This window comes from Tessaracoccus lacteus (assembly GCF_029917005.1).
Taxonomy (GTDB): Bacteria; Actinomycetota; Actinomycetes; order Propionibacteriales; family Propionibacteriaceae; genus Arachnia; species Arachnia lactea.
This window is the reverse complement of record NZ_CP123967.1, coordinates 2,987,816-3,014,642: the sequence shown is the minus strand read 5'-3', so window position 1 is coordinate 3,014,642 and position 26,827 is coordinate 2,987,816. Positions and strand designations below refer to the sequence as shown.

The following is a 26,827-nucleotide window of genomic DNA, read 5'->3' as shown; positions in this document are numbered from 1 at the left end:
GCTCCTAGGGGTGCGTGTCGCGCGTCAGGTGGTTCGCGACGTAGGCGATGAGCCTCAGGCTAGTTCCCTCCCTGGCCAGCGTGGGGGCGAAGAACAGGGCCTCGAAGATGCGGATCAGGTCGTTGACGTCGACGAGCATCTCGACGCCCGCCTGGGCCGTCGCGCGGGCGATGACCTCTGCGGCCAGCGGAAGGGTGTCGGCACGGACGGCTGCCATCCTCGCGCCCAGCTCGGGGTCGCGCCACGCCCGCAACTGCAGTTCGAGCTGCGTGCGGTGCTGGTCCTCCGTGAGGCTTGCGGCGCCGAGGATCTTCGCGACGATGTCGACGGGGGTGGGCCGGTCGGGGAGCGAGGCGAGGGACTCGTGGCATGAGCGGATCGTCTGCTCGGCGAAGTGCTCCGCGATCGCGACACACAGGTCGTCCTTGGTCGCGAAGTTGGAGTAGAACGCCCCACGGGTGAACCCGGCCGCCTCGCACAATTGCTCCACGCTGGTCGCGTCGATGCCGTTCTTGCCGAACTCCTGCTGCGCGGCCTGCACGAGCCGGGCGCGCGTCGCGCGGCGGCGTGCGCTCTCCGGCGCGGCGGTGCTCACGGGTTCCATTTCTTACCTTCCGTATCCGTGGATACACTAATGTATCGAACCGGTTGCCGCCTGTCTCCGCGGCCACCTGCAGGGATCCACTCAACAGGATTGGTTGACACATGTCAGCTTGGCTCTATGCCGTCGGGCGCTGGTGCTTCCGGCGTCGTCTCACCGTCATCGCGATCTGGGTCGCCCTGTTGGCCGGCTTGGGCGGCGCGGCCCTCGTGGGTCACGGCTCGTTCAACAATGCGTTCGAGATCCCCTCGTCCAGCTCGCAGGAGGCTCTCGACCGCCTCTCGATGACCTTCCCGTCGGCTGCGGCGCTCTCGGCGATGGCCGTCATCGAGCTGCCGGAGGGCGACAGCGTCGACGACTACAAGAGCGAGATCGAGGACGCCGTCAAAGACTTCGAGGCGCTCGACGAGGTCGACTCCGCCACCTCCCCCTGGAACGAGTACGTCACCGGTCTGATCTCCGACGACGAGCGCGCGGCCATCGTCCAGCTCGCCCTGACGTTCGAGGAGACCCCGACCGAGGCCGACCTCGAGCCCATCACGCACGTCGCCGACGACCTCGCCGAGACGCTCCCCGAAGGCACCATCGTCAGCATGGGCGGCGAGGCGTACAACATCGAGCTGCCCGCGCTGACGATCATCGAGGCGATCGGCCTGCTGGTCGCGCTGGTGGTCCTGACGATCGTGCTCGGCTCGCTCGTCGCCGCCGGCCTTCCGCTCATCACCGCGATCATCGGCGTGGGCGTCTCCATGGCGCTGCTGTTCCTGCTGACCGGCATCTTTGACATCAACTCCACGACCCCGCTTCTGTCGGTCATGCTCGGCCTGGCGGTCGGCATCGACTACGCGCTGTTCATCCTGTCGCGCCACCGCGACCAGCTCGCGGCGGGGATCGACCCGGAGGAGTCCGCCGGCCGCGCCGTCGGCACCTCGGGCTCGGCCGTGGTGTTCGCCGGCCTGACGGTGTTCATCGCGCTCCTCGGCCTGAGCGTCGCCAACATCCCGTTCCTGACCGTGATGGGCATCTTCGCCGCGCTGACGGTCGCGTTCTCCGTCGCGATCGCCCTGACGCTGCTGCCCGCGCTGATGGGCGTGCTCGGCGCGCGGATGACGCCCAAGGCCCGCAAGCCGAAGAAGGCGAAGAAGAAGGGGGGCTTCGGCTTCGCCTGGTGGGTCAAGACCGTCACTACGCACCCGATCGTGACGATGGTCATCGTCATCACGGCCCTCGGCGCGCTCGCCGTCCCGACGCTCGGCCTGCAGGTCTCGCTCCCGAACGCCGGCCAGCAGACGGCCGGCACGCCCGCCCGGGTCGCGTTCGACCTGCTGGAGGAGAACTTCGGACCCGGCATCAACGGCCCGCTGATCGTGACCGCCGACATCATCGGCAGCACCGACCCACTCGGCGTGATGGCCGGCCTCAAGGAGGACATCGAGGCCATGGACGGCGTCGCGTCCGTGCCGATGTCCACGCCGAACGAGAACGCCGACACCGGACTGGTCCAGATCATCCCGACCACCGGCCCCACCGACCCCGCGACGGCCGATCTCGTCCGTGCCCTCGCTGATCGTGCAGACGAGTGGGAGGCCGAGTACGGCGTCGCCACCAACGTCACCGGTATGACCGCCGTGCAGATCGACATCAGCGAGAAGCTGACGGCCGCGTTGCTGCCCTTCGGCGTCCTCGTCGTCGGTCTGTCGCTGATCCTGCTCGCTGCCGTGTTCCGCTCCGTGTGGGTGCCGGTCAAGGCGACGCTCGGCTACCTGCTCAGCGTCGGCGCCGCGTTCGGCGCGACGGCCCTGGTGTTCAACTACGGCGTCGGCAAGGAGCTGATCAACCTCGAGAAACCGATGCCGGTCATCTCGTTCCTACCGATCCTCCTGATGGGCATCCTGTTCGGCCTCGCGATGGACTACGAGGTGTTCCTCGTCAGCCGCATGCGCGAGGAGTACGTGCACGGGAAATCCGCCGTCGAGGCCGTGCGCAGCGGCTTCGTGGCCTCCGGCCCCGTCGTCGCCGCCGCGGCGATCATCATGTTCTCCGTCTTCGCGTTCTTCGTCCCCGAAGGCATGGGCGCCATCAAGGCCATCGCGTTCGCGCTCGCCGTCGGCGTCGCCGTCGACGCGTTCCTCGTCCGCATGACGCTCGTGCCCGCCGTCATGGCGCTGCTCGGAGACAAGGCGTGGTGGCTGCCGAAGTGGCTCGACCGGATCCTGCCGACGTTCGACGTCGAGGGCGAGGTCCTCAGCACCGAGATGAGGCTCAAGGACTGGCCTGGCGACGACTCCCTGGTCTTCGCCGACGACCTGGCAGTAGACGGCGTCGTGGGCCCCATCAGCCTTCGGCTCGTGCCGGGCAACGTGGTGGGTCTCGTCGGGCCTGTCAGCGCCCGCACCGGCGCCGCGCTCGCCCTCAGCGGGAGGCTCGAGACCACGTCCGGCAAGGCCCGTGTCGCCGGAGCGCTGCTCCCCGAAGGGGCCAGCCGGGTCCACCGTCGCGTCAACTACGTCGACCTGGCCCTGGTCGAGGACCGCCCCGGGGTGCTGCACAAGATCGGCGCCGGCTCCGTCGTGTTCATCGACTCGGTCGAGCTCTCCACCGACCCCGACACCCACGTCGCGCTGGAGGACCTCATCGAGCGTGTCCGTCCCTCCGGAGTGGTGGTGCTCTGCGCCGCCGCCGAGGAGCAACTCAGCAACCTGCCGGTCGACGGGGTCTACCCCGCGCCGACCGCTCTCGAGGGGAGCCTCGCATGAAGTCCATCAAGCTTCCGGCGCTGATCGCGCTGATCCTTGTGCCGCTGCTCGCGGTCGCCGCGCTGATCGGCCTGACCACGCGCGACGACGAGGCCATCAGCGCCGCCGTCGTCAACCTCGACGAGGCCGTCACGATCGACGGTCAGATGGTGCCCATGGGGCGCCAGCTGGCTGCGGCGATGGTCGATCGCGATGGCGACAACGTCTCCTGGACGCTGGCCGATGCGCCCAGCGCCGCGGCGGGGTTGAAGACCGGTCGGTTCTCCGCCGTCGTGACGATCCCGAAGACGTTCTCGGCGGCCGCCACGTCGTTCTCCGAGAACGACGCCGACGCGGCCGAGCAGGCCACCATCAAGGTGCAGGTCTCGGACAACTCCCCCGTCACCGACTCCCAGGTCGCGCAGCAGGTTGCCCGGCTCGCCGTCGACACGATCAACTCGACGCTGACCGAGAGCTACCTCGACGGCATCTACGTCGGTTTCAACACCGTCGGCGACCAGTTCGTCACCATCATCGACGGCGTGAACCAGCTGCACGACGGCTCCAGCCAGCTCGCCGACGGCACCGAGCAGGCCTCGCAGGGCGCGTCACATCTCGCCTCCGGACTCGGGCTGTTGCGTGACAACTCGCAGCAGCTGATCGACGGCGGCGCACAGCTCGCCTCCGGCGCCGACGACCTCGCCGACGGCGCCTCCGAGCTGGCCGACGGCGCCTCCCAGCTTGCCGACGGCGTGGGGGAGCTCTCCGAGCAGGCCCCGCAGCTCGTCGACGGAGTGGGCCAGCTCGCCGACGGAGCCGACCAGCTCCTCGGCCAGATCCCCGACTACGCCGACGGCGCCGCGCAGGCCATCGGAGGCGTGAGCTCCATCAGCGACGGACTCACCCAGGTCATCGACGGCCTCGACTCGGCCAGCTCGACCGACACCAGCCAGCTCGACCAGCTGGTCGCGGGCGCGGATGGGATCGCGTCCGGTGTCCAGCAGGTCAGCGATGGTGCGAGCGGAGCCGCGTCGACGTTCAGCGGTTACACCGGCTCGCTGGCCAATGGCAACGTTCCGGCCGAGTTTGCCTCGACCTACGGCCAGATCCTGTCCCGGTTCGGATGCACTGCAGGAAGCACGGATCCGACGTGCCAGATGGTGCAGGGCGCCGTTCAGGCGGGTATGGCTGCGGGCACCGGAGCTGGCGCCCAGGCGCTCGGCGGCATCGCGGACGGCATGACCACCGAGGACCCCTCGACTGGTCAGTCGCTCGTCAGCGGCGCCTCCCAGCTGGCGGCGGGCATCGATCAGCTCGCCACCGAGCTGCCCAAGCAGACCGCGGAACAGCTCGGCACCCTCAAGACGGGGCTGACGCAGATCCGCGACGGCGCCGATGAGCTGTCGGAGAAGTCCCAGCCCATCGTCGACAACGCGTCGGCGATCGGCGACGGCGCCACCCAGCTGCTCGACGGCATCAACCAGCTGGACTCGCAGATCGGGCAGCTCCCCGATGGCATCGAGCAGCTCGCCGACGGCACGAACCAGCTCGCCGACGGCACGACCCAGCTCGCCGACGGAGCATCCCAGCTCGCCGACGGCGTCGGTACGTACACCTCCGGCGTCACCCAGTACGCCGAGGGCGTGATGCAGGCGGCCGACGGGGCCGACGAGTTCGCCGCGGGCATGGTGGACCTGAGCGACGGGGTGAACCAGCTCGACGACGGCATCGCCACCTTCGCGTCCGAGATGGCCAAGGGCGCCGACCAGCTGCCCAGCTACTCCCAGAGCGACCGCGAAGCCCTCAAGACCGTCGTCGCGGCTCCTGTCCAGCAGTCGGACTCCCTGATCTCGTCGTCGCCGATTCCGATGATCTCGCTGCTGCTCGCCTGCGCCCTGTGGCTCGGTGCACTGGCCAGCTTCGTCGCCATCCGCCCCATACCGCGCGACGTCGTCACGTCCCGCGCCTCCAGCCTGCTGCTGTGGGCCCGGACGATGTGGCTGCCGGTCGTCGTGGTGGCCGGCCAGGGCGTCGTGATGGGCATTATCGGCGGGGCCGTGCTCAACACGAGCATCGGCACGACGGTCGGCCTGTCGGCTCTGCTCGCGGTCGCGGGCGTGTCGTTCGTGTTCGCCAACCACGCGCTGGCCTCGTGGTTCGGCAACGTCGGTCGCGCGATCTCGGTGATCCTCCTCGCCTTGACCGTCGCGCTCGGGCTGTCCTCGGCAACTGGCTGGCTCAGCCCGCTCGGCACCATCTCGCCGCTGCACAACGCGTTTTTGTTGGTGCGCACGTGGCTGTCGGGCGGCTCCGGCGAGGTCGGCCTGGCCGCCGTCGCCATCCTGATGGCCGCCATCGGCGCGGTGCTGTCGATCATGTCGATCACCGCCCGTCGTCGACTCACCGCGGAGAAGTTCCGCAAGGCAGCCTGACGGCCGGCTCGCGATCGGCGGGCGGACCCGGGGGCGGTGGATGCTCCGGTGCGGCGTGCCGGGAGGCGATGGTGGAACAACCCCACCGTCATGTCGCGGGCGCGTCGGCTCTGGCATAGTCTCGAAGCCAGCGCACCACTACCCGGGGGAGCCCATGACGAATCGCCTCTTCGACGACGACGTGCCACAGGCGCCGCCGGCGGACGCCGGGGTCGAGATGCGCGTCGCCGAGACGGTCGAGGTGCCGGAGGCTCCCGACTATGGCGACGCGGACGAGCTGTCCACCCGCGTCCCGTGCTTCAGCGACGCGGACAGGATCCTGCGCGTCTGGATCGACGCCGGGGCACTCGTGCGCGTGCAGGTATCTCCCTCCTGGACCCACAAGCTGAAGGGCCGGGACACGCTCGAGCGGCACTTCCGGCAGGCCTTCGCGCTCGCCGCCATCGACCTGGCGACCCCCGACGACCCGCTTCCGGCGCCCCCCGACGGACCCGCCGATCCGCTGGCCGGCCTGCCGGACGACGCCCTGGCCGAGCTCGAGAGGATCCCGCCCCTCAACAAGCGCACGATCTCCGCCTTCACCGCCCTCTTCCGTGACCTCGACGCGCGGCTCGAGGCCGCCATCGAGCGCGCCGACGCCGTGCCTCAACCCGTCGCCCAACGCGTGAGCGCGAGGTCCAGAGGGGCGACGGTCACGCTCGACGAGGCCGGCTGGCCCTTCGAGGTCGCGTTCGACCGTCGCTGGCTCGACGGGGCAGACGCGGGTGCGATCGGAGCGAACGTCCTCCGGGCGGCCGGGCGGGCGCGACAGCGTTACGTGCCGCCGGCCGAGGTCGACCGCACCGAGCTCGACGAGCTGACCGCCGAGCAGGACCTCCTCAACCGGGCCTATCTCGCCGCTCTGTTGCCGCATCGCGCCTTCCGCGCCACCCCGGGCTCCGCCCGGAGCGCCGACGAGGTGGACCGGTGAGGGGCTGGCGGACGGCGGCCCTGGCCCTGGCGGGGGCTGTCGCGCTGATGACCGGCTGCACGCCCAGCCCCGAGCCGACCGGAACGGCGGCGCCCAGCGCTTCCACCCCCTCGGCGACGCGCACCAACGACGCCGGCACGCTCGGCGAGGACGCGTACCCCGGGCAGGTCGACGGCTTCACGTTCAACTGGGAGGGCGGCGTGCCGATGTACGAGCGCGTCGGGGACGACATCGACCGCATCAACGTGCAGGACCTCGGGCGCTCGGCCGAGGACTTCGCGATCAACCGCACCCTCCTCGGGTTCGACGCGGCCGACGAGACGTCGCCGGGCGTGTTCTGCCAGACACAGGACGGCCTGGCCAGCTGCATCACAGAGTCCGATTCCCTGCGTCTGTGGATCTTCACGGATCTGGTCGGCACACTCGGCGTGGATGACCTGGCCGCCTGGACCGCTACATTCCTAGAGGCCACCCCCGGATGAATCAGGAGCAGAGATGAGCAGCCTCGGACTCACGGCATCACGCATCAGCGACGCGGTCAGGAAGGCCTCGCTGGAGTTGGGCGGCGTGGACCTCGGCCTCGGGAGCGTTCCGGTGGTCCGGTCCAGGGCCGACTCGCTGCGCGCCGCGGTCGAGGCCGCCATCTCGAAGGATGATGCCGAGGCGAACGGCTTCTGGGTCGAGCTCAACGCCCTGTTCGAGCACGGCTTCCAGTACTGGTCGAAGAAGCAGGAGTTCGAGGCGGCCGCAGAGTCTCGCAAGCGCATGGTCCGCGGGCTCCTCGACCAGATCGACGGTGTCCTTGCTGGCGCCATCTCCAAGGGCGGCACGGCCGCTGCGGAGCTGGAGCGGGCGGCCCAGGAATGGAGCGCGTCGGCCGCCCGGATCGACCGGGCCGCCACCGATGTGGAGGGCGTCAGCACGATTCCGGGCTGGGGCGGGGCCGCGTCCGGCACCTACCGCCTCGCCGCGGAGGTGCAGGTCGGCGCGGCGCGCGAACTCGGCGGCGTGACCGGGTCGGTGGCTGGCGCCCTGCAGCACCTCAGCAACTTCAACACAGCCCTGTTCGCGAAGATGTCGCAGGAGCTCGGCGACGCCACCCACCGCGTCCGGCAGCTCCCCATCGTCTGCTCGCCCGGCCGCTACTACCAGCGCACCTCCGGCGCGATCGGCGTCGTGCAGGGCGCCCTCACCGGTGTGTCGAGCGCCGCGCGAGGCGAACCGGTCGCGGCAGCCGGCCGTGAGCTCGACAGCAGGCTGCACCAGTCCCTCGCGGCGCCGGAGCTCCTCAACGAGGGCGACTGGCCCACCGGCACCGCCCAGGCTGACGTGCCGGCCACCGACACCAACACCATCCCGATGCCCGACGAGAACGAGGCGCCCGACACCGGCGACCTGGAGAACAAGAGCGGCGCGGTCCCGGGGCTGGACCGCTGAGCGAAGGAGCGACTGATGACCGAAGCGGATAAGGCCTGGGAGGCCGTGGCACGCCGCGTCGCCGAGGGAAGGTTCAGCGGTCTGCGCTCCGACAGCGACGACCTCCTGCACGACGACGACCTGCGTGAGGCCCTCATCAACCCCAACACGAAGCCCGGCGGCAAGGGTAGGCAAGGCGGCCAGGCCGGCGCGATGCCGCCCATGGTGGCGGGCGGATCCGGCGGCGGGAACGCCACTGCCGCGGCTGCCGGGCCCGCCGCGACGGGCGGCTCCGCGGCCGCGGGGGGTGCCGCCAGCACGGCGCTGGGCTCCGGGTCGTCCTCGGTGCTGGGCGCCGGCTCGACAGCGAGCTCCACGTTCGGTCTCGGCGGCGGATCCGGCGTCGGCACGGGACTCGGCTCGGGGGCCGGCCTGGGGTCGGGCGCTGGTCTCGGCGCAGGCGTCGGGGCCGGTGCCGGACTCGCGGGCCAGCCGCTGGCTTCCGGGGTCGATGGGGTCGATGGCGTGCCGGGAGCCGGAACGGGGTCGGGATCTGCCGGGTCGGGATCATCTGACTGGCCGTGGCAGGACGGTGGCGGCTCGGGCGGATCTGAACAGAGCGGATCGGGGTCAAACGGAACCGGCGGCTCGGACGGGAGCGGCTGGACCTGGCCAGGCAGCGGCGTCGGTGTCGGCGCCGACCCAGGTGGTTCGTCGTCCGGTGGCTCCTCGTCCGGTGGTTCATCCTCGGGCGGCTCATCCTCGGGCGGCTCGTCGTCGGGTGGTTCGTCCTCCGGTGGATGGTCGTCGGGTGGTTCGTCGTCGGGCGGATCGTCGGGCTACTCCGGACCGACGTCTGGTGGCTCATCATCGACGGTTCTTGCGTCGGGAGCAGCTTCCGGCGCAGGCAGCTATCAGGTCAGCACGGATGGGCTGCGCAGCGCGGCCGACACCTGGTACGCCGCGAGTGCCGAGGTGAGGGAGTCGGCATCGGTGCCCCTTCCGTCGAGCTTCGGACTCGTGGGGGATTTCGGCACGGGGAAGACCTCCGCCGTGTCAACACACTGGTCGGCGACAGCCTCTGGTGAGTACGCCTCGATCGGGGACAAGCTGCTGAAATCAGCTGGTTCCTACTCCGATGCCGAGGCCGAAAACGCGGCCATCTCCCGGCGAATCGGCGGAGCCTGAACCACGTTCGGACCCGCAGCCGCCCCGCGTCGGGCACACGGATTGATCATGCGCGGATTTCTCGCCCGTGAGTGGGCCTGACAAGGCGTTGCGAGGGCGGAATCTCATAACGCGCTGGTCGGAAAAGTAACTGGGCGGCCAGTCGGCAGGGGTTTTCGGTGTCCGAAAGTAGCGGGTCCGGCACATTAGTACACGTTCGCGTGCAGAGTAAATCCTATCCGTCGGTTCTGATCCGAAGTGCACCCTGCCGGGGGGCCCTCTGCACGATCGTGCGCGAGAGTTGCAACGACGTGCAGGGCCGCGCTTTGCTGATGACCAAGGCGCCGCTCGGGCGTCCCAAACTGTGCGCGTCGCTCGACGCAAACCTGACACAGCTGTCAGAAATGGAGCTTCACAATGACGTTGGGAACCATCTTCCTCAGCGAGCTGGTCGGTACGGCCATGCTGATCCTGCTTGGTGCTGGCGTGGTCGCCAATACCGCCCTCAACAAGTCCAAGGGCCAGAACACCGGCTTCCTGTTCGTGAACTTCGGCTGGGGCTTCGCGGTGTTCTGCGGTGTTCTCGTGTCGGCCCGCTCGGGCGGCCACCTGAACCCGGCAGTGACCATCGGCGTGGCTTCCTCTGGTGCCGCTGAGTTCGTCCCCGGCATCCCGGTCAACTTCGCCTCGATCGCCACCTACATCGGTGCCCAGATGATCGGCGCGATCCTCGGCGCCTTCCTCGCCTACCTGGCCTACAAGAAGCAGTTCGACGCCACCGAGGACGGCCCCACCAAGCTGGGTGTCTTCGCCACCGCTCCCGAGGTGCGCAGCACCGGCTGGAACATCGTCACTGAGGCCATCGGCACCTTCGTCCTGGTCTTCGTCGTGCTCGCCTTCGGCCGCTGGAACGGCGCCGAGACCGCCGGCAGCCTCGGTGCGCTCGGTGCCCTGGCCGTGGCCTTCCTGGTGTTCGTGATCGGCACCGGTCTCGGCGGCCCCACCGGTTACGCCATCAACCCCGCCCGTGACCTCGGCCCCCGCATCGCCCACGCTCTGATCCCCATGAAGAACAAGGGCAGCAACGACTGGGGCTACGCCTGGATCCCCGTCGTCGGCCCGATCATCGGCGGCGTCCTGGCCGGTCTGCTCGCCACCCCGCTGATGGGTGCGATCGGCTGATCGACCCGTTCCGACACATCAATCACGAACAAAACACAAGGAAGTGCTGATTAATGGCTGAGAAGAAGTACGTTCTGGCGATCGACCAGGGAACCACGAGCTCCCGCGCCATCATCTTCGATCACAAGGGCACCATCGTCGCGACGGGTCAGAAGGAGCACGAGCAGATCTTCCCGCGCGCCGGCTGGGTCGAGCACAACCCGATCGAGGTCTGGGACAACGTCCGCGCGGTCGTCGGCGAGGCTCTCGCCAACGGCTCGATGAACAAGCACGAGATCCACGCGGTCGGCATCACCAACCAGCGTGAGACCACCGTCGTCTGGGACAAGAACACCGGTGAGCCCGTCTACAACGCCATCGTGTGGCAGGACACCCGCACCGGCAAGATCGTCGAGGAGCTCGGCGGCGAGGTCGGCCAGGACAAGTACAAGGACCGCGTCGGTCTGCCCCTGGCGACCTACTTCTGTGGACCCAAGGTCAAGTGGATCCTCGACAACGTCGAGGGTGCCCGCGAGCGCGCCGAGGCCGGCGACCTCATCATGGGCACCATGGACACCTGGGTCCTGTGGAACATGACCGGTGGTGTCAACGGCGGCGTCCACGTCACCGACGTGACCAACGCCTCCCGCACCATGCTCATGGACCTGAAGACCCTCGACTGGGATCCCGAGATCGCCGCCGACATGACCATCCCGATGTCGATGCTGCCGGAGATCCGCAGCTCGGCGGAGACCTACGGCGTCGGCCGTGAGCAGGGCCTCCTCGCGGGTGTCCCGATCGCCGGCATCCTGGGCGACCAGCAGGCAGCTACCTTCGGTCAGGCCTGCTTCGAGCCCGGCATGGCGAAGAACACCTACGGCACCGGCAACTTCATGCTGATGAACACCGGCACCGAGATCGTCCCGTCGAAGAACGGCCTCCTGACCACCGTCTGCTACAAGATCGGCGACCAGGCTCCCATCTACGCTCTCGAGGGTTCGATCGCCGTCACCGGATCGCTGGTCCAGTGGCTGCGCGACAACCTGCGCATGTTCGACTCCGCTCCCGAGGTCGAGACCCTGGCCGCCACGGTCGAGGACAACGGCGGCGCGTACTTCGTGCCGGCGTTCTCCGGCCTGTTCGCCCCGTACTGGCGTGCAGACGCCCGCGGCGCGATCGTCGGCCTGACCCGTTACGTCAACCGTGGCCACATCGCCCGCGCCGTCCTGGAGGCCACCGCCTACCAGAGCCGTGAGGTGCTGGACGCCATGGAGGCCGACTCGGGCGTCAAGCTGGCCGAACTCAAGGTCGACGGCGGCATGACCGCCAACGAGACCCTGATGCAGTTCCAGGCCGACCAGCTGGGTGTGGACGTCGTCCGCCCGGTCGTCGCCGAGACCACCGCGCTGGGCGCCGCGTACGCGGCCGGCATCGCGACGGGCTTCTGGGGCGGCGAGCAGGACGTTATCGACAACTGGGCCGAGGCCAAGCGCTGGAGCCCGAAGATGGAGGAGGGCGAGCGCGCCCGCCTCTACCGCCAGTGGAAGAAGGCGGTCACCCGCACCTTCGACTGGGTCGACGAGGACAGCAACGAGTGATCTGACTCGGTAACCACAGCGAGGGGGCCCCGGCACTGCCGGGGCCCCCTCGTCGTGTCCGCTCCGTCAGTCGAAGGGCGGGTGCAGGTCAGTCATGGAGAATCGGCGGCGACGGTGCACCACCAGCATCAGCAGTCCGATGCTGGAGCCGAACAGAACCGCCAGCAGGGCGATGTCGCGCACGAACTTGGTCATCAGGCCGCCGGAGATGGCGATGCGGAACGCGTCGATCGTGTAGGTCATCGGCATGAAGTGCCCGATGGTCGCGAACAGTGGTGGCAGCAGCTCGGGGGGATAGGTGCCGCCGGCCGAGGACAGCTGCAGGATCAGCAGGACCAGCATCACGGCCGTCGCGACGAGGCCGAAGGACGTTCTCATCAGGTGTGAGACGGCGGAGAAGGCCAGGGCGACGAGCGTGACGAGCAGGATCGTCAGCCACGGATGGATCGGGTCGAGACCCAGCCCGATCCAGGCGACCGCGAGCATGATCCAGCTGGCCACCACCGACAATGCGCCGAGGGTCAGCCAGGCGGTCACCCCCACGCGGAGGTTGCTGCCGCGGCTGGCCAGGATGCGGCCCGTGATGGGGCGGACGAGGAAGAACGCCGAGATGCCCATCACCCACAGCGCGATGGAGAAGAACATCGGCGCCAGGCCGCGGCCGTAGTAGGTGGCGGGGTTGTCGACGGTCATGCTGACGTCGACAGGGGCGGACAGGACGCTGACGGCGTCGGTCTCCTCGTCGTCGGTGAGCACGGGGATCTGCTTGACGCCGGAGCTCAGCCCGGTCGCCAGAGTGTCGGCGCCGTCGGCGAGCTGCGAGATGCCGTCGTCGAGGGAGGTGGCGCCGTCGCTGAGGGTGTGGAGTCCGTCGGTCAGGGTGTCGGTGCCGGTGGCGAGCTCCTGCGCGCCGTCGTCGAGGTCGCCGAGTCCGCTGCTCAGCGTCTTGGCGCCCGAGTAGGCCTGGGAGGCGCCGGTCGACAGGTCTGAGGCGCCGTCGGCCACCTGCTGCGCCCCGTCGTTCAGCTGGTCGATCTTGCTCTGGGCCTCGGTCGCCTTGGAGGACAGATCGCCGGCATTGGCGATGGCCTTGTCCGCGTCGTTGACGGCGTCCGCGATGGTCGTCGCGTGGCCGGCGGCCGTGTCGGCGCGGTTGGCCAGCGTGTCGGCGAGCCTCTTGAGCTCCTTGTAGTTGGAGTCGGAGGAGATGTCGGGGTTGTCGGCGCCGAGCTGGTCGACGGCGTCGCTGATGTCGCCGGAGACTCCCGCGACGCTGGATGACCCCGTCGCGACGGTGCTGCTCAGGTCGGCGGCCGCGTCGACCGCGTCGTTGACGGCGTCCTGGATGTCCGGCAGCCGGTCGGCGGCCAGGGTGAGTACCGGGTCGAGGGTGTCGGCGAGCGTCTGGGTGCCGTCGGCCACCTGCTTCGACCCGTCGGCGAGCTGGCTGGCGCCGTCGTTGAGGTCGCTGAGGCCGCTGGTCAGGGTGGACGCGCCGTCGGCGGCCGTGGAGGCACCGGTCGCGAGCTGGGCGGCTCCGGTGTTGAGCTTGTCCGCGCCCGTGACGGCGTCCTTGGCGCCGTCGGCCAGCTTCGTGCTGCCGTCGTGCGCCGTGGCGAGCCCGTCGTCGAGCTGCTGGGCCCCGTCGGCGGCCTCGACGAGCGACTCCCGGATCGTCGCGAGGTTGGCGAAGACCGCCTCGAAGTAGCTCTTCACGGCCGTCTCGTCGATGGCCTTCGCGATGGAGGTCTGGGCCGAGTTCGTGATGGTGCCGATGACGAAACCGTTGGCGTCGTTGCGGCGCAGCATGATCTGGGCGCGCTGCGGGTTGTCGCTGTCGCCGCTCGTCAGATCGACGGAGAAGGTCTTCGGCACCGTGATGACCAGGTAGTAGTCTCCCCGGGCGAGACCGTCGGCCGCCTCCTGCTCGGTGGTGTCGGTGAACTTGAAGGTCCCCGCGTCGTGCAGCGAGTCGACGAAGTCCTGGCCCGCGTGGATGTCCTTGCCGTTGAAGGTGGTGGGCTCGTCGTGGTTCACGATCGCGACAGGGACGTTGTCGAGCCGGCCGTAGGGGTCCCAGTTGCCGGCCAGGTAGATGCAGCCGTAGAGCATCGGGATGAGCAGGATGAAGGCAAGGGCGAGGCGCGGCAGCGGGCCGCGGAAGCGCTTGACCTCGAAGCGGGCCAGAGTGAGCGGGTTGTTGCGGTCCAGGTCAGGCATGATGCGCCTCCATCTCGATGGTCATGGCCTCGGGGGGAATCGTCGTCCGCTCGGTGGTTGCGGCGATCACGGTGATCCCCTCCGCGGCGAGGGCGAGCAGGCCCTCCCACAGCTGCTCCTGGTCGGCGAGCGTCGCGCCGTGGTCGAAGTCGTCGAGGACTACGATTTTCGGCGGCTGGATCGTCGCGAAGGCGATGGCCGCCCGCGTCTGGTCGGCCGGGGTGAGCTGCCGATACAGCGTCGTCAGCCTGGCCTCGAGGCCGAGCACGCCGGCGGTGTGGAGGTAGTTGGCGAGCCTGGCCCTTGCCGGGCAGGCATCGGCGAGGCCGCGCTCGGTGATGCAGTCCTCGATCGACAGCGACCCCTCCGGGACGACCAGCTCGTCGATCCTGGCGACCGATGTGAGTCGTCGGATCCGACCCGGGTGGGCGATACCGTCGACCCCGTCGACGGTCAGTTCGCCCTTGACTCCCCGCATTCGGCCCGTGAGCGCCAGCAGGAGCGATGACTTGCCGGAGTCGGGATCCCCGACGACGGCCACGACAGCTCCCGCAGGGATGTTGATGTCGATCGGTCGGAAGACCTCACCGGCCGGCGTGTGGACGGTCAGCGAGGTGGCCGTGAGCAGCGGTTCGCTATGTGTTCCAGTCACAATCCGAGCATACTCATAAATGAGTGCACTCAGAAATGAGCTAGAATCTGGTCATGGACGTCCCCAGCACCCTCGGTCTCCGCGCCCGGAACAAGGCGGCCAAGCGCGCCGCGATCTCGCGGGCGGCGGCCGAGCTTTTCGCGGCCCACGGGTATGCGGGCACGACGACGCAGCAGGTCGCCCGGGTGGCCGACGTCGCCGAGGGGACGGTGTTCAGGTACGCGAGCTCCAAGCCCGAGCTGCTGCTGATGGTGATCAACGAGCACCTCCGGCCGCTGGTGGAGTCCGCGTCCGACCTGCCCGACGAGGCTGCCCCGGACGAGGCGGTGCTCGGGATCCTCGACCCGATCATCGATCTGGCCCACGACCAGCCCGACAACGCTGCCCCCTTCCTGCGGGAGGTGCTGTTCGGCGAGGACGGCCCGCAGCGCTCCGAGTCGCTGGAGATCGTCGCGGAACTGCGGGGGAGGATCGCGGCCGTGCTTGCGCCGTACGGGGGTCGGTTCGAGGGCGTCGCGCCCCATGACGGGCAGTTCGAGGGCATGGGCCTCGACGACGTGGCCAGCTGGCTCTTCTCGACGGTGGTGACCGAGCTGCTGCGCGGGGTCGTCGGCCTGGGGTCGCCCGACCCCCGGGCGGTCCTACGGGCCCGCGTCCGGGTCCTTCTCCGCGGCCTCGGGATCCCCGTCGGCCCCTGATCCCCGCTGCTGCGCCCTTCGCTCGCCCCACCCAGCCGTCCTGCTTCATCCCACCGCTCCCCCTTCCGTGCACAAAGATGCCTATGTCGGGAGCGCTGCGATATACGAACAGCTAGGGGAGCCCAGGCATTGTTGTGCACGGGCGGGGCTCCGCGTTGATGGGCTGAGGGGGTAGGCGAAGGACGGGTGGGCGGATACGGTTGCGGCATGGCTGGGGAGGCTGGGAAACGCGAACTGACCCTGCACGTCGACGGGCCCGAGCCCCGCGACGTGCGGCTGTCGAGCCCTGGCAAGGTGCTCTGGCCCGACGCCGACGGCGGGCCAGTCACCAAGGAGGAGCTGGCCCGGTACCTGGTGGCCGTCTCGGGAGAGTTCCTCCGGTTGGCGGGCGACCGGCCGATGACGCTGCAGCGGTTGCCCGACGGGGTCGACGGCGAGGAGTTCTTCGCGAAGCGGCCCCCGCGCGGCGCACCTCCGTACCTGAGGACCGTCACCTGCACGTACCCGTCCGGCCGACGACACGACCAGCTCGTGTTCGACGAGCCCGCCGCGCTCGCCTGGGCTGCCCAGATCGGCACCATCACCTTCCATCCCTGGCCCGTCCGCACCGCGAACCTCGACAGCCCCGACGAGCTGCGCATCGACCTCGACCCGCAACCGGGCCGGGGGTTCGCCGACGCCGTGACGGCGGCGCTCGCACTGCGGGAGCTCATGGCCGAACTGGGGCTGAAGGCCTACGCGAAGACCTCCGGCAACCGCGGCGTCCACGTCTACGCGCGCATCCGCCCCGACCACGAGTTCCAGGAGGTCCGGCACGCGGTGATCGGCATCGCCCGCGAGCTGGAGCGACGACTCCCGGACCTTGTCACGTCGTCGTGGTGGAAGGAGGAGCGCGGCGAGCGGGTGTTCGTCGACTTCAACCAGGCCAACCGCGACCGCACCATCGCCGCCGCCTACTCGCCGAGACCCCTCCCAGCCGCCACCGTCTCTACGCCGCTGACCTGGGAGGAACTGCCCGACGCAGACCCCCGCCAGTTCACCGTCCGGACCGTGCCCGCCCTGCTCGAGCGACGACCCTGCCCCTGGGCGGACATCGACGACGAGGTCGGCGACATCGCAGCGGCCCTGGCACTCTGGGACGCCGACCTGGAGCGCGGGCTCGGTGAGCTGAACTTCCCGCCCGACTACCCCAAGATGCCCGGCGAGCCGCCGCGGGTCCCGCCAAGCCGCCGCAAGGCCGACCGCGCCGACGAGGAGTACATGCCCCCGAAGGCAGAGCGCGACGCGCAGTGGGGCACGGCCATCCACCCGCCGTTCGGCCCGATGCTGGCCAAGCCGGTGAAGAAGCTCCCCAAGGGCGAGTACCTGTTCGAGCCCAAGTGGGACGGGTTCCGCGCGATCATCTGGCGGTCGGGGGACCAGGTGGAGATCGGGTCTCGGAACTCGCGCCCGATGACCCGCTACTTCCCCGAGCTCGTCGAGGCTGTGATCGCGAACTTTCCCGACCACAGCGTCATCGACGGCGAGATCGTTATGATCGACCCGACCACCGGCGACCGGCTCAACTTCGACGCGCTCCAGCAGCGCATCCACCCGGCCGCGTCGCGGATCGCCAAGCTGAGCGCCTCCATGCCCGCGACGTTCGTCGCGTTCGACATGCTGGCTCGCGGCGAGGAGAACCTGGCCGAGCGGCCCTTCGCCGAGCGGCGCGCCGCTCTCGAGGCGGCACTCGCCGACGCGAAGCCCCCCGTCTTCCTCACCCGCGCCACGCGCGACGAGGCCATGGCGATGGAGTGGTTCTCGTCGTTCGAGGGCGCCGGACTCGACGGTGTGATCGCCAAGCCGCTGGGGGAGCCGTACGCCGAGGACAAGCGCGTGATGTACAAGCTCAAGCACGAGCGGACGGCGGACTGCGTCGTTGCCGGCTACCGGCTGTACCGCGACGAGCCGGGGGTCATCGGGTCACTGCTGCTCGGCCTCTACACGGCCGACGGGAACCTTAACTCGGTCGGCGTCATCGGAGCGTTCCCGATGGAGCGCCGTCGGGAGCTGTTCGAGGAGCTGCAGCCACTGGTGACCGACTTCGACGGCCACCCCTGGGCGTGGGCCGCCCCTGAGCCCGAGTCGCCGGACAACCGCGACCAGCCGGCGCCCAGGACACCCTCTGCTGCGGCGCACTCACGCTGGAACGCGAAGAAGGACCTGTCGTTCACGCCACTCAGGCCCGAGCGCGTGGTGGAGGTGCGGTTCGACCACATGGAGGGTGACCGGTTCCGCCACACGGCGCAGTTCGTGCGGTGGCGCGATGACCGCGAGCCGGACTCGTGTACCTATGAGCAGCTGGAGGAGCCCCTCAGCTACGACCTGGCCGACGTACTCGGCACCTGATGCCGGGTCGCTCACGAACCGGGCTCGATGCCGGACCCTGATCCAAGCCCTTTCCCAGGTGCTCGCATGGTGGGACCGGTTGGCCATCGCCGGGCCGCGTCCCGGGAGAATGGCGCAGACGTCGACAGCTCGGGCGACCGACCGGGACCTCGGCGTCGAATGGCGTAGTCAGCACCGCGAAGGGACCCCGATGACCGCACACCTGCCCGAGCGCAGCCGTCTCGTCGCGAAGGCGGTCCTCGACGCCGGCCTCGACGTGGAGGTCCGCGAGCTGTCGGCCTCCACGCGCACCGCTCGTGAAGCCGCAGACGCGCTCGGCTGCGATGTCGGCGCCATCGCCAGCTCGCTGCTCTTCCTCGCCGACGGCGAGCCACTGCTCGTGATGACGAGCGGTGCGCACCGGGTCGACACGGACGTTCTCGCCGTCGAGGTCGGAGCGAACACCATCGCCATGGCCAACGCCGCGCGCGTGCGTGAGGTGACGGGCCAGGCCATCGGCGGCGTGGCCCCCGTCGGCCACCCGGCGCCGGTGCGGACCGTCGTCGACGGCTCGCTTGCCGACCATGCCGTCGTCTGGACCGCAGCCGGCACCCCGCACACCCTGATGCCGATGACCTATGACGATCTCCTCCACCTCACCGGGGGCGAGGCAGTGCGGGTCGCCTGAACTCGTCGGGTCGTCCCCTCGCGGGCCTGACCAACTGCCGCCGGATAAGCAGATTCTCCTGCCCGTCGCGGCTCTGTGCGGTTTTCTGCGGATTAGTCGCGACGACAAGTGTGTCGTGCTCATCGCGGCACGGGGGCTTACCCGGCTACCCCTCGTAGAGCGGGGTGGCGTCGTCCATGGCGTCGGCGACGGCGAGGTCCTGGCCCCGACCGCGTTCGCGCAGCCCCGCGGCTGCCCCGGAACGGTCAAGCTCCGTGCGGTTCTGGCCCAGCTTGAAGCGGCCCTTCACCTCCGTGACGCGCAGCTCCAGCCCGACGACGCCGTGCATCATGGCCTCGTAGTAGGCGGTGGGGGCTTCGTCGTGGGTCCACGGGCCGCGGTGCGCGTCGGAGGGGCAGCCGTCGGCGATGCGCTTCTCGTCGAAGTCCTCGGCGAGCGTCGTCATCTCGTCGCGCAGGCGGTCGGTGTCGCGGTGGACGCGCAGCATCCCGGCGATCTGTACCTGCTGGTAGTTCCACGTCCCGACACCTCGACCCTCTGCGCGGCCGCGCGCGGCTCCCCCGTTCTCGCTCGACTGCACACTCGGCAGCCACCGCGGCGAGATGTAGCTGTTCGGGCCCTGGATCACGACGCGGCAGGGAACCTCGTCGTCGATCCTCGTGAACTGCTCGTTGTGCCCGGATGCGTGGGCGGTCAGGGTGTCGCCGCGCCACAGCGTCGGCAGCAGCGTCGCGCAGGGGATCTCGTCGCCGTCGGCCGTGATCCACAGCGCGGCGCCGACCTCCTCGAGCAGGGCGCGGCACTCCTTCTCGTCGACCTCCTGGCTGGCGGGGATGTAGACGTAGCTCGCGGGATCCATGCGACCCACACTAGGCGCAGGTCGTCGCGGGGCCGAGTTCGGCCCGTCGGATGAGCAGATCCTCCTGCCCATCGGGCATTTGGGGCCCGGATCGGGCCTTTCCCGACGATGACAAGTGTGTTGTGCTCATCGCGGCCCGGGGAGGAGCGGAACACGGGGCGGGGGAGGGGGTCAGCGGACGGTGATCTCGTTGACCTCGGCGCGGTAGCCGCCGTCGACCTCGGGGAGATTGGTGAAGTAGACGAGCAGGTACCGGGTCGAGACGGGCTCGTCGAGCTCGATGGTGCCCGAGCCCTTGACCTTGTCCGTCGCGACGACGTTCCAGTTGGCCGACGTGCGCATCGACGCCTCCGAGCCGTTCGGCACCCGCAGCTCGACGGTGGTCGTGCCGCCCGTCAGCTGCAGATCGACCGATGCCACCTGCTGCTCCTCGCCCAGGTCGAGCACGATGCCGACGCCTGGCTTCAGCCCGCCGAGGTTCGGCCGGTTGAGGTAGCGCATGGTCTGCCAGCTGGTCGCCGGGTCGCCGTCGATCACGGCTGCGACCCCGTCCGGATTCTCCTCGCCGTTACCGCCGTCCGCCTCGGGGTCGAAGTCGCTCGCTGAGGCGATCGCGATGGGTTCGGGGACGCCGGACTGCTCCGCCGAGGCGGTGCCGCCCGCGGATACGGAGGCTGCGGGATCGGCGGCGTTGTCGCGGATGCTGTTCATGCCGACGAGGATCAGCGAGATGACGAGCGCCGCCGTGGCGAGGATCAGCACGATCCACAGGCCGCGGCGGGATTCCGGCTCGCGTCGCGCGGCCATCCCCGCATCGCCTTCGGCCGGGTCCTGGTCGCCGGCCGCGTCGCTGCCTGCCGCCAGACGGTCGAGTCGGCTCAGCTGGCCGGTGGGGCCTCCTGGGAAGCCGGCGTCCGTCGCATCTCGAGAAGAGCCGAGAGCGGCTCCGGCGGCCTCGCCGCTCGAGGAGCCGGAAGCCTCTGAGCGCGTCGCCGAACCGCCGGGGGCCAGGGAGAGCGCCAGGTCGGGCCGCTGACCGGAGGCCGCGGTCCACGACGGTGCTGCGGGTGCCCAGGAGCGGACGCGGGCCTCGAGGTCCGCCGACGCGTCGGCCGAGCCGAGCACCTGGACGAGGGCCGTGACGAACTGAGCGGCGGTGGTGATCCTCCGTTCCCCGGCGGCCCCCCGCTCGGTGATCGTGGCGCTGCAGATGCGGTCGAGGGCGGGGGAGACACCCACCTGTACGGTGTGCGCGGGTGCGGTCTCGCCGGCGATGATCGGCGCGGCAGGAAGCCCGAACTCGTCGTCCCCCGGCCAGTGACTGACCAGCATCGCGTAGAGGAGCCTGCCGAGGCCGACGACGTCCGCGGACTCGCGGTCCGACCAGGAGACCGGACGCTCATCCGCCGCCAGCGTCGCGTCGATGCCGAAGCCGACGAGCCGGACCGCGCCGACGGTCGTGATGATGACCGACTCCGGGTTGATCTGCTCGTGGAAGAGGCCCTGAGCGTGTACGCCGACCAGGGCATCGCCCAGCTCGCGGGCGACGAAGGCCGCTTCGATGGCGCTCAGCGGTCCCCCCCTCAGCAGATCACCCAGCGTGCGGCCGGGGGCGAACTCCGCCACGACGTAGGCGCCGATGCCGGCGGTGGGATCCACGATCTCGTCCGCGTCAAGGACGCGCAGGAACCGCGAGTCGGTGGCGGCGGCGCCCTTGCGGGCCGCAGCCAGCAGGGACGTGATGCGCGCATCGCCCGGTGCGACGACGTGCACGACGACGTCGCGCGACAACACCTGGTCGTGAGCCCGCCAGGACTCCGTCCCGAGACGCGTGGTGAGCAACTCCTCCAGCTCGTAGCGGGTCTGCAGCAGCGTGCCGACGGTGGCGATGCGCTGCGTCGCCTCCGCCTCGGGTTCGGGCTCCTCCGCGGGCCGGAACACGGAATCGAGGTCGAAGCCCTCGTCGTCGGCAGGCGGGGCGGGTTCGGTCACGGCGGCCATGGGCGCGGTCGCCGGCCCGGCCTCGGTGCCCTCGAACGTGTGTGTTGTCATCGCAGGCCTGGTGCGGATGACGGTCGGCGGATCGAAGTCGGGGACGTCATCGGCCCCCCGACGTGGGGACTCGTCGACGATCGCCGGCTGGATGAGCGTCGGCAGCTGGTCGTCGAACAGCTGCTCGCGGGCGGAGAGCTCGCTCGCGTCCTCCTCGGAGGCGGAGTCCCCGGTGCCGCGGCGGCCGAATCGGGTGCGGACCAGCTCACCGAGGTTGGCAAGCTCGCGCACGTGCAGGGCCTTGGCGATCAGCAGGTAGGCCGCGAGGATCAGCACCCCGCCGACGATCAGCGCGACGATGTCGCCGACCACGGCGCTCGGGATCAGGTTGATGATCGGGTCCGTCAGGAAGTACGCGGCGACACCGCCGATGGAGGATCCGAGCAGCAACCGCACGATGTGGAGGACCAGCTGGCCGCCGTCGAGGTCGGGGATCCGCTTCTTGAGCGCCTGCCACGAGAAGAACACACCGATCAGGTATGCGAGCGAGAAGGCCGTGGCGAGCGCGGCCGCGACCCAGCCCGGGTCGGTGACCACCCAGACGAGCAACCAGGCGCCGAGCATGTTGGTGCCCGCGATGATGATCTGCAGCATGAAGGGCGTCCGGGTGTCCTCCAGCGCGTAGAACGTGCGGAGGCAGACGAACTGCACCGTGTAGGGGATCAGACCGATCGCGAAGCCCATGAGGGTCCAGGCGATCCAGCTGGCGTCCTCGGAGCCGGTGCCGTGCCCGAACAGGAGCATCGCCATCGGGCCGGAGAGCGACATGAACGCGACGGTGGCGGGCACGATCGCGATCAGGGACAGCCGGATGGTCTTGGTGAACTCCTGCGCGACGCCGGCGCTGTCACCGCTGGCCGCGAGCCGCGAGGCGTTGGGGAGCATCGCGGTGGCGAGCGAGACGGTGATGAGCGAGTGCGGCAGGATCCACAGCAGGTGGGCGTTGGAGTACACCGTCGCGCCGGCGCCGTGGCCGGTCGCGGTCGCCGACGTGGCCAGCTGGTTGACCAGCATCAGGGCGACCTGGTTCACCGCGACGAAGCCGAACGTCCACTTGGTCAGCGAGAACGTCTTCCCCAGCCCCGTCCCCTTCAGGTCGAAGCGGGGCCGCAGCTTGAACCCGACGCGACGGATGAACGGCAGCAGGGTGATGAGCTGGGCGGCGATGCCGAGCGTCGAGCCGATGCCGAGCACCAGGATCTGCGCGGTGGTGAAGGCTTGGGAGTGGTCGTCGCCGTTGCCCCAGACGACGAAGTAGACGCCCATCGTGAGGATGGAGATCACGTTGTTCGTGATGGGGGCCCACATCATCGGGCCGAACTTGTCGCGTGCGTTGAGGATCTGGCCGAACAGGAAGAACGCGCCGTAGAAGAAGATCTGCGGCAGCGTCAGGTAGGTCAGCGCGACCATCGCCGCGTACTGCGACGAGAGCTCCTCGACGCGCCAGTCCGCCGACGTGTACAGCTGTGTGACGAGCGGAGCGGCCGCCGTGATGATGATCGCCACGGCCGTGACGGCGATCATGAAGGCCGTCATGATGCGGTTGGTGTACGCCTCGCCGCCGTCGTCGTCGTTCTTGATGGCCCTGACGATCTGCGGCACGAGGACCGTGTTCAGCGCCCCGCCCGCCAGCAGGATGTAGAGCGCGTTGGGCACCATCGTGGCGATGTTGAGCATGTCGGCCTGGCGGGTGCCGTTGCCGAGGATGAACGCGACCATCATGACGCGGACGACGCCGAGGACGCGCGAGATCATGGTGCCCGCGGCCATGAAGGCGCTGGCCGACAGGAGTTTCTTCGTGCTGCTGACCTGGCTCACGGCTGGACCCCCTCGGACTCCGCCCTGGCGCGTTCGCGCCGGACGGTGCGGATCCGCCACGCGGTGCCGCCGAGTACCACTGCACCCGAGACGACGATGATGATCCAGCCGACACGCCCGAAGTTCGTCGCAGTGATCTCGATGGTCACCGGAGCGTCGATGGGCACGCCGCCGGTGCTTGTCACCTGGGCGTGGACCAGTGAGACGCCGTTGGAGGAGGCCTCTGGCACTACCTCGAGCGTCAGGGCCTCGCCCGGTTGGACGGTGACGCTCTCCAGGTCGGGCACGCGGATGCGTTGGGGGGAGTCGGAGGTGAAGCGGACGTCCACGGTCACGGGGACGGCGAGCGTGTTGGTCAGAGTGGCCGGGAATGTGTTGGTGCGCGAACCCATCACGAAGGACGCCGCCGCGCGCAGGGTGACGGCGTCATTCGAGACGCGTTCGGGGGCGTTCGCCCTTGTCCAGGCCAGCGCATCCGCCTGCGTGGCGAAGTCGGCGCTGAAGGCGGTCGCGAAGAGGGAGTCGATCCCTGCGGGCTCGGTTCCGCTCAGGTCGCCGATCAGCCCGGCGTTGCCGCGGGCATCGTGCAGGGCATCGGCGACGTCGCTCCAGGCAGCCACCGTGGTGTCCGTCGGCCAGACCAGCGCGGACTGCGGCATGGTCGTGGGGACGGTGCGGGTGCGCAGGTGGTCGAGTTCGGCATCGCGCCTCGCCTCGGCGGCCGTGGTGATCAGGTAGAGGGGGGTGCGGTCGGCGACCAGGTCGTCGGCCACCTGTCTCGCGAGTTGCACGCCCTCCTCGAGGCCGCCGAGCTCAGCCTGCGACGCGGCCATGATGACGCTGGGGGCGCCGGCCTGCGAGCCGGAGCCTCCGTCGACGATCACGGTGTCGATGTCGCTGAGGTCCGCCAGCATCGACTCGTCGGCGCCGGATGACAGGACCGCAACGCTCGGCAGGTCGAGCAGCGCCTCGGGGGTGGCGGACGCGGCGGCTTCGAGCGTCGGGGAGAGCGCGCCGCTTGCTGCGGCGCGGACCAGGTCGGGGTTGCCGTAGGGCAGCCGCCAGACGGATCCCGCCGCGATCAGCTCGTCGACGCGGCGCACCCAGCGCAGCGCGACGCCGCTGCCCGACTCCTCGTCCTCCCCGACGGTGTGGGTGCCGGACATCTTCTGGGCCGCCTCGTAGAGGGCCGGGTCGAGGGCGGTCACGACGTCGGTGCGGCTCGCGCTGCCGAGCAGCGTCTCGAGTCGCCCGCCGAGCTCGTCCTCGAGGGAGTTGTCGATGAAGGTGCCGTCGGTCGTCCACGTCGGCGTGGCGGTCAGCAGCACCACCGATGAGGACTCGACGCTCCGGCCGGTGGCGGCCATCGCGATGGCTTCGCGGCCGACGACGCTGCGGCCGGTCGCATCGTTGGGCAGCCCCCGGACCTGGACGCCGATCAGGTACACCACATCGGTGGCGGTCAGCGGTGTGCCCTCGTCCGTCAGCTGGGCGACGGTGCCGCTGACGGTGAAGTCCACTCGTTCGCCTGGCCCGAACTCGTCCTCCTGCGAGATGGTGAAGTAGTTGTCCTCGCTCTGGTTCAGGCGTTCGCCCGCGGGCGGCGCCTCGAGCGCCGCGGTGACGGCGGCGCTGCTTGCCAGTGGGGTGGGGGAACGCCAGAAGTGCACGTTGGCGAAGCGGATCGGCACCGTGGAGACGTTGGTGACCGTGCCCTTGAGCGTGATGACCTGGTCCGGCTCCGTGAGGTCGATCGTCGCCGTCGAGACCGAGGAGATGGTGACGTCGAGGAACTCTCCGGCGGCGAGAGCCGGGCGCGCGGAGGCGCTGACGAGGGTCACGGCGAACAGCGCGGCGGCGAGGGCTGCGCGCAGCAACCGGGAGGAAATCACCGTCTCATGGTAGTCGGACGCCGCGGCGGCCCCGCAGCAAAGCCTCCCGACGCGCGGACGCCCTCAGGTGGGCGACCCCGGTAGAACGACGGCGTCGCGCACCTCGTCGAGGATGGCCTGCATCGCGAAGCGCGCGGTCGCGGGGTCCCCGCGGAAGATCGCCTCGGCGACGGCCTCGTGGCCGTCGAGGGCCTCGGGCTGTGGGCGGGGGGGCATCAGGCCGAGCTCCGTACGGCCGGTCAGCACGACGGCGACGATGTCGCTCAGCGCGGCGAACAGCTCGTTGCCGCTCAGCGCCAGGATCGTGCGGTGGAAGTCGATGTCCACCTGGAGGAACTCGGTCAGCTCGCCCGCCTCGCCGAGCCTGCGCAGCTCCGAGGCCAGGGGCATCAGCCGCGCACGGGCGTGCACGTCGCCGTTGCGGGCCGCGCCTTCCGCCGCTGCCGGCTCGACGGCCAGGCGCAGGTGCGTGAGGGAGCGGAGCTGTTCCTCGCGTCGCGTGGAGTGGAGCCGCAGATCGATGAGTGAGGAGTCGAGCACGTGCCACAGCGACTTCTCCTGTGCGACCAGCCCGTGCCGTCGGCGGGTCCGCACCAGGCCCATCGTCTCGAGCTGGCGTGCCGCCTCGCGCGCGACCGTGCGGGAGACGTTGAACCGGCCCTGGATGTCCTCCAGCGTCTGGGGCTGGCCGATCTCCCAGACGCCGTCGATGATCTCGATGCCCAGCGTGCGGGTGACCCCCTCATGCAGGAGGCCTCCGGGGCCGGTCGCTTCGCCGGCCGGATCGACGTCGATTCTCATGACCCGAGTTTAGTGAGGGCATACCCTGCGTGCCTCACGGACTCCCTGTGCAAAGAAAGGTAATACGATTCTCTTGTCAAGGAACACCTTTACGGGTTATGGTCATCCCACAGACGGGCACAGATGCCCGACGAGAAGGGTCAAAGATGACGGATACAGACCACCAGAGCATCCACCTGGTCCTCATGGGCGTCGCGGGCTCCGGGAAGACCACGATCCTGCACGCGCTGGCAGACCGGCTCGGCTGGTCGGTGGCGGAGGGCGACGCCTTCCACCCCGAGGCGAACGTCGCCAAGATGCAAGCCGGGCACCCGCTCACCGACGAGGACCGCTGGCCCTGGCTGGAGCGGATCGTGACGTGGACCCACGTCGAGGACGCCGCGGGCAGGGACACGCTCGTCACCTGCTCCGCGCTGCGCCGCGTCTACCGCGACAAGCTCCGCGAGGCTCCCGGCCGCACGATCTGCGTGCACCTGGCCGGGGCCGAGAAGCTGATCGCCGAGCGGATGGCCGCCCGCGCGGGGCACTTCATGCCCACCTCGCTGCTGCCGTCGCAGATCGCGACGCTCGAACCCCTGGGCGACGACGAGGACGGCATCGTCGTCGACGTCAACCAGACCACAGAGGAGATCACCGACGAGATCGTCTCGCGGCTGCACCTCGTCGCTGCCGACTACCACACCCACCACTGACACCGGAG

Annotated in this window: 19 protein-coding genes; 12 read left to right on the top strand and 7 right to left on the bottom strand. The window is 69.8% G+C overall.

The genetic code is table 11. The features are described from left to right. Positions 1–4: 4 nt before the first annotated feature. On the bottom strand, positions 5–604 hold the full coding sequence (locus QH948_RS13885) for a TetR/AcrR family transcriptional regulator (protein WP_281144917.1): 600 nt from the start codon (positions 602–604) through the stop codon (positions 5–7). A 101-nt stretch (positions 605–705) separates the two neighbouring features. On the opposite strand from QH948_RS13885, the gene QH948_RS13880 reads away from it, so the two are divergent. From QH948_RS13880 to glpK, 8 genes are all read left to right on the top strand, one after another. After that, positions 706–3,357, top strand: a complete 2,652-nt coding sequence (locus QH948_RS13880; protein ID WP_281144916.1) for an MMPL family transporter — start codon at positions 706–708, stop codon at positions 3,355–3,357. After that, a complete protein-coding gene (locus QH948_RS13875; RefSeq protein ID WP_281144915.1) occupies positions 3,354–5,768 on the top strand; it encodes a YhgE/Pip domain-containing protein in 2,415 nt (804 codons plus the stop codon). Before QH948_RS13880 ends, QH948_RS13875 begins: the two co-directional genes overlap by 4 nt. Before the next feature lie 154 nt (positions 5,769–5,922). Continuing rightward, positions 5,923–6,738, top strand: a complete 816-nt coding sequence (locus QH948_RS13870; protein ID WP_281144914.1) for a hypothetical protein — start codon at positions 5,923–5,925, stop codon at positions 6,736–6,738. After that, positions 6,735–7,220 carry a hypothetical protein gene (locus QH948_RS13865; RefSeq protein ID WP_281144913.1) on the top strand — a complete coding sequence of 162 codons (486 nt, stop codon included), beginning with the start codon at positions 6,735–6,737 and terminating at the stop codon, positions 7,218–7,220. Before QH948_RS13870 ends, QH948_RS13865 begins: the two co-directional genes overlap by 4 nt. A gap of 13 nt (positions 7,221–7,233) precedes the next feature. Further along, positions 7,234–8,175 (top strand): hypothetical protein, encoded by a 942-nt coding sequence (locus QH948_RS13860; protein ID WP_281144912.1) that lies wholly within the window; start codon positions 7,234–7,236, stop codon positions 8,173–8,175. Positions 8,176–8,190: 15 nt separating this feature from the next. Next, positions 8,191–9,342, top strand: a complete 1,152-nt coding sequence (locus QH948_RS13855) for a hypothetical protein (protein WP_281144911.1) — start codon at positions 8,191–8,193, stop codon at positions 9,340–9,342. A 396-nt stretch (positions 9,343–9,738) separates the two neighbouring features. Further along, complete coding sequence (locus QH948_RS13850) at positions 9,739–10,503, top strand: MIP/aquaporin family protein (protein WP_281144910.1); 765 nt, start codon at positions 9,739–9,741, stop codon at positions 10,501–10,503. Positions 10,504–10,556: 53 nt separating this feature from the next. Next, a complete protein-coding gene (gene glpK / locus QH948_RS13845; RefSeq protein ID WP_281144909.1) occupies positions 10,557–12,080 on the top strand; it encodes a glycerol kinase GlpK in 1,524 nt (507 codons plus the stop codon). 66 nt (positions 12,081–12,146) lie between these two features. On the opposite strand, the gene QH948_RS13840 is transcribed toward glpK, so the two are convergent. Further along, entirely contained in the window at positions 12,147–14,300 is a 2,154-nt protein-coding gene (locus QH948_RS13840) for a YhgE/Pip domain-containing protein (RefSeq protein ID WP_281144908.1), read from the bottom strand. Next, positions 14,293–14,952, bottom strand: coding sequence for an ATP-binding cassette domain-containing protein (locus tag QH948_RS13835; protein WP_281144907.1), 660 nt, complete (start codon positions 14,950–14,952; stop codon positions 14,293–14,295). The genes QH948_RS13840 and QH948_RS13835 overlap by 8 nt, the downstream gene beginning before the upstream one ends. A 53-nt stretch (positions 14,953–15,005) precedes the next feature. Between QH948_RS13835 and QH948_RS13830 the strand changes: the two genes are divergently transcribed. The 3 genes from QH948_RS13830 to QH948_RS13815 all read left to right on the top strand — a co-directional run bounded on the left by QH948_RS13830 (position 15,006) and on the right by QH948_RS13815 (position 18,705). Next, positions 15,006–15,650, top strand: a complete 645-nt coding sequence (locus QH948_RS13830) for a TetR/AcrR family transcriptional regulator (RefSeq protein ID WP_281144906.1) — start codon at positions 15,006–15,008, stop codon at positions 15,648–15,650. 207 nt (positions 15,651–15,857) lie between these two features. Next, the gene (locus tag QH948_RS14105) at positions 15,858–18,038 is read left to right on the top strand and encodes an ATP-dependent DNA ligase (RefSeq protein WP_348634933.1); all 2,181 of its coding nucleotides are present in this window, start codon (positions 15,858–15,860) and stop codon (positions 18,036–18,038) included. Between the two features lie 190 nt (positions 18,039–18,228). Next, the gene (locus tag QH948_RS13815; protein WP_281144905.1) at positions 18,229–18,705 is read left to right on the top strand and encodes a YbaK/EbsC family protein; all 477 of its coding nucleotides are present in this window, start codon (positions 18,229–18,231) and stop codon (positions 18,703–18,705) included. 145 nt (positions 18,706–18,850) lie between these two features. On the opposite strand, the gene QH948_RS13810 is transcribed toward QH948_RS13815, so the two are convergent. The 4 genes from QH948_RS13810 to QH948_RS13795 all read right to left on the bottom strand — a co-directional run bounded on the left by QH948_RS13810 (position 18,851) and on the right by QH948_RS13795 (position 26,127). Further along, on the bottom strand, positions 18,851–19,564 hold the full coding sequence (locus QH948_RS13810) for an FMN-binding negative transcriptional regulator (protein ID WP_281144904.1): 714 nt from the start codon (positions 19,562–19,564) through the stop codon (positions 18,851–18,853). 171 nt (positions 19,565–19,735) lie between these two features. Then, positions 19,736–23,434: a murein biosynthesis integral membrane protein MurJ gene (murJ, locus tag QH948_RS13805; protein ID WP_281144903.1), complete on the bottom strand. Its 3,699-nt coding sequence runs from the start codon at positions 23,432–23,434 to the stop codon at positions 19,736–19,738. Then, the gene (locus tag QH948_RS13800; RefSeq protein WP_281144902.1) at positions 23,431–25,326 is read right to left on the bottom strand and encodes a DUF6049 family protein; all 1,896 of its coding nucleotides are present in this window, start codon (positions 25,324–25,326) and stop codon (positions 23,431–23,433) included. The genes murJ and QH948_RS13800 overlap by 4 nt, the downstream gene beginning before the upstream one ends. 63 nt (positions 25,327–25,389) lie before the next feature. Next, on the bottom strand, positions 25,390–26,127 hold the full coding sequence (locus QH948_RS13795) for a FadR/GntR family transcriptional regulator (protein WP_281144901.1): 738 nt from the start codon (positions 26,125–26,127) through the stop codon (positions 25,390–25,392). A 146-nt stretch (positions 26,128–26,273) separates the two neighbouring features. On the opposite strand from QH948_RS13795, the gene QH948_RS13790 reads away from it, so the two are divergent. Then, positions 26,274–26,819 carry a gluconokinase gene (locus QH948_RS13790; protein ID WP_281144900.1) on the top strand — a complete coding sequence of 182 codons (546 nt, stop codon included), beginning with the start codon at positions 26,274–26,276 and terminating at the stop codon, positions 26,817–26,819. Positions 26,820–26,827: the final 8 nt, after the last annotated feature.

Excerpts from the sequence above, each read along its gene's own strand:
- QH948_RS13875 (WP_281144915.1), top strand. The coding sequence starts at position 3,354 with ATGAAGTCCATCAAGCTTCCGGCGCTGATCGCGCTGATCCTTGTGCCG.
- QH948_RS13860 (WP_281144912.1), top strand. The coding sequence starts at position 7,234 with ATGAGCAGCCTCGGACTCACGGCATCACGCATCAGCGACGCGGTCAGG.
- QH948_RS13885 (WP_281144917.1), bottom strand. The coding sequence starts at position 604 with ATGGAACCCGTGAGCACCGCCGCGCCGGAGAGCGCACGCCGCCGCGCG.
- QH948_RS13810 (WP_281144904.1), bottom strand. The coding sequence starts at position 19,564 with ATGGATCCCGCGAGCTACGTCTACATCCCCGCCAGCCAGGAGGTCGAC.
- QH948_RS13880 (WP_281144916.1), top strand. The coding sequence starts at position 706 with ATGTCAGCTTGGCTCTATGCCGTCGGGCGCTGGTGCTTCCGGCGTCGT.
- QH948_RS13850 (WP_281144910.1), top strand. The coding sequence starts at position 9,739 with ATGACGTTGGGAACCATCTTCCTCAGCGAGCTGGTCGGTACGGCCATG.
- QH948_RS13870 (WP_281144914.1), top strand. The coding sequence starts at position 5,923 with ATGACGAATCGCCTCTTCGACGACGACGTGCCACAGGCGCCGCCGGCG.
- glpK (WP_281144909.1), top strand. The coding sequence starts at position 10,557 with ATGGCTGAGAAGAAGTACGTTCTGGCGATCGACCAGGGAACCACGAGC.
- QH948_RS13795 (WP_281144901.1), bottom strand. The coding sequence starts at position 26,127 with ATGAGAATCGACGTCGATCCGGCCGGCGAAGCGACCGGCCCCGGAGGC.
- QH948_RS13815 (WP_281144905.1), top strand. The coding sequence starts at position 18,229 with ATGACCGCACACCTGCCCGAGCGCAGCCGTCTCGTCGCGAAGGCGGTC.
- QH948_RS13790 (WP_281144900.1), top strand. The coding sequence starts at position 26,274 with ATGACGGATACAGACCACCAGAGCATCCACCTGGTCCTCATGGGCGTC.
- QH948_RS13830 (WP_281144906.1), top strand. The coding sequence starts at position 15,006 with ATGGACGTCCCCAGCACCCTCGGTCTCCGCGCCCGGAACAAGGCGGCC.
- QH948_RS13855 (WP_281144911.1), top strand. The coding sequence starts at position 8,191 with ATGACCGAAGCGGATAAGGCCTGGGAGGCCGTGGCACGCCGCGTCGCC.
- QH948_RS13840 (WP_281144908.1), bottom strand. The coding sequence starts at position 14,300 with ATGCCTGACCTGGACCGCAACAACCCGCTCACTCTGGCCCGCTTCGAG.
- QH948_RS14105 (WP_348634933.1), top strand. The coding sequence starts at position 15,858 with ATGGCTGGGGAGGCTGGGAAACGCGAACTGACCCTGCACGTCGACGGG.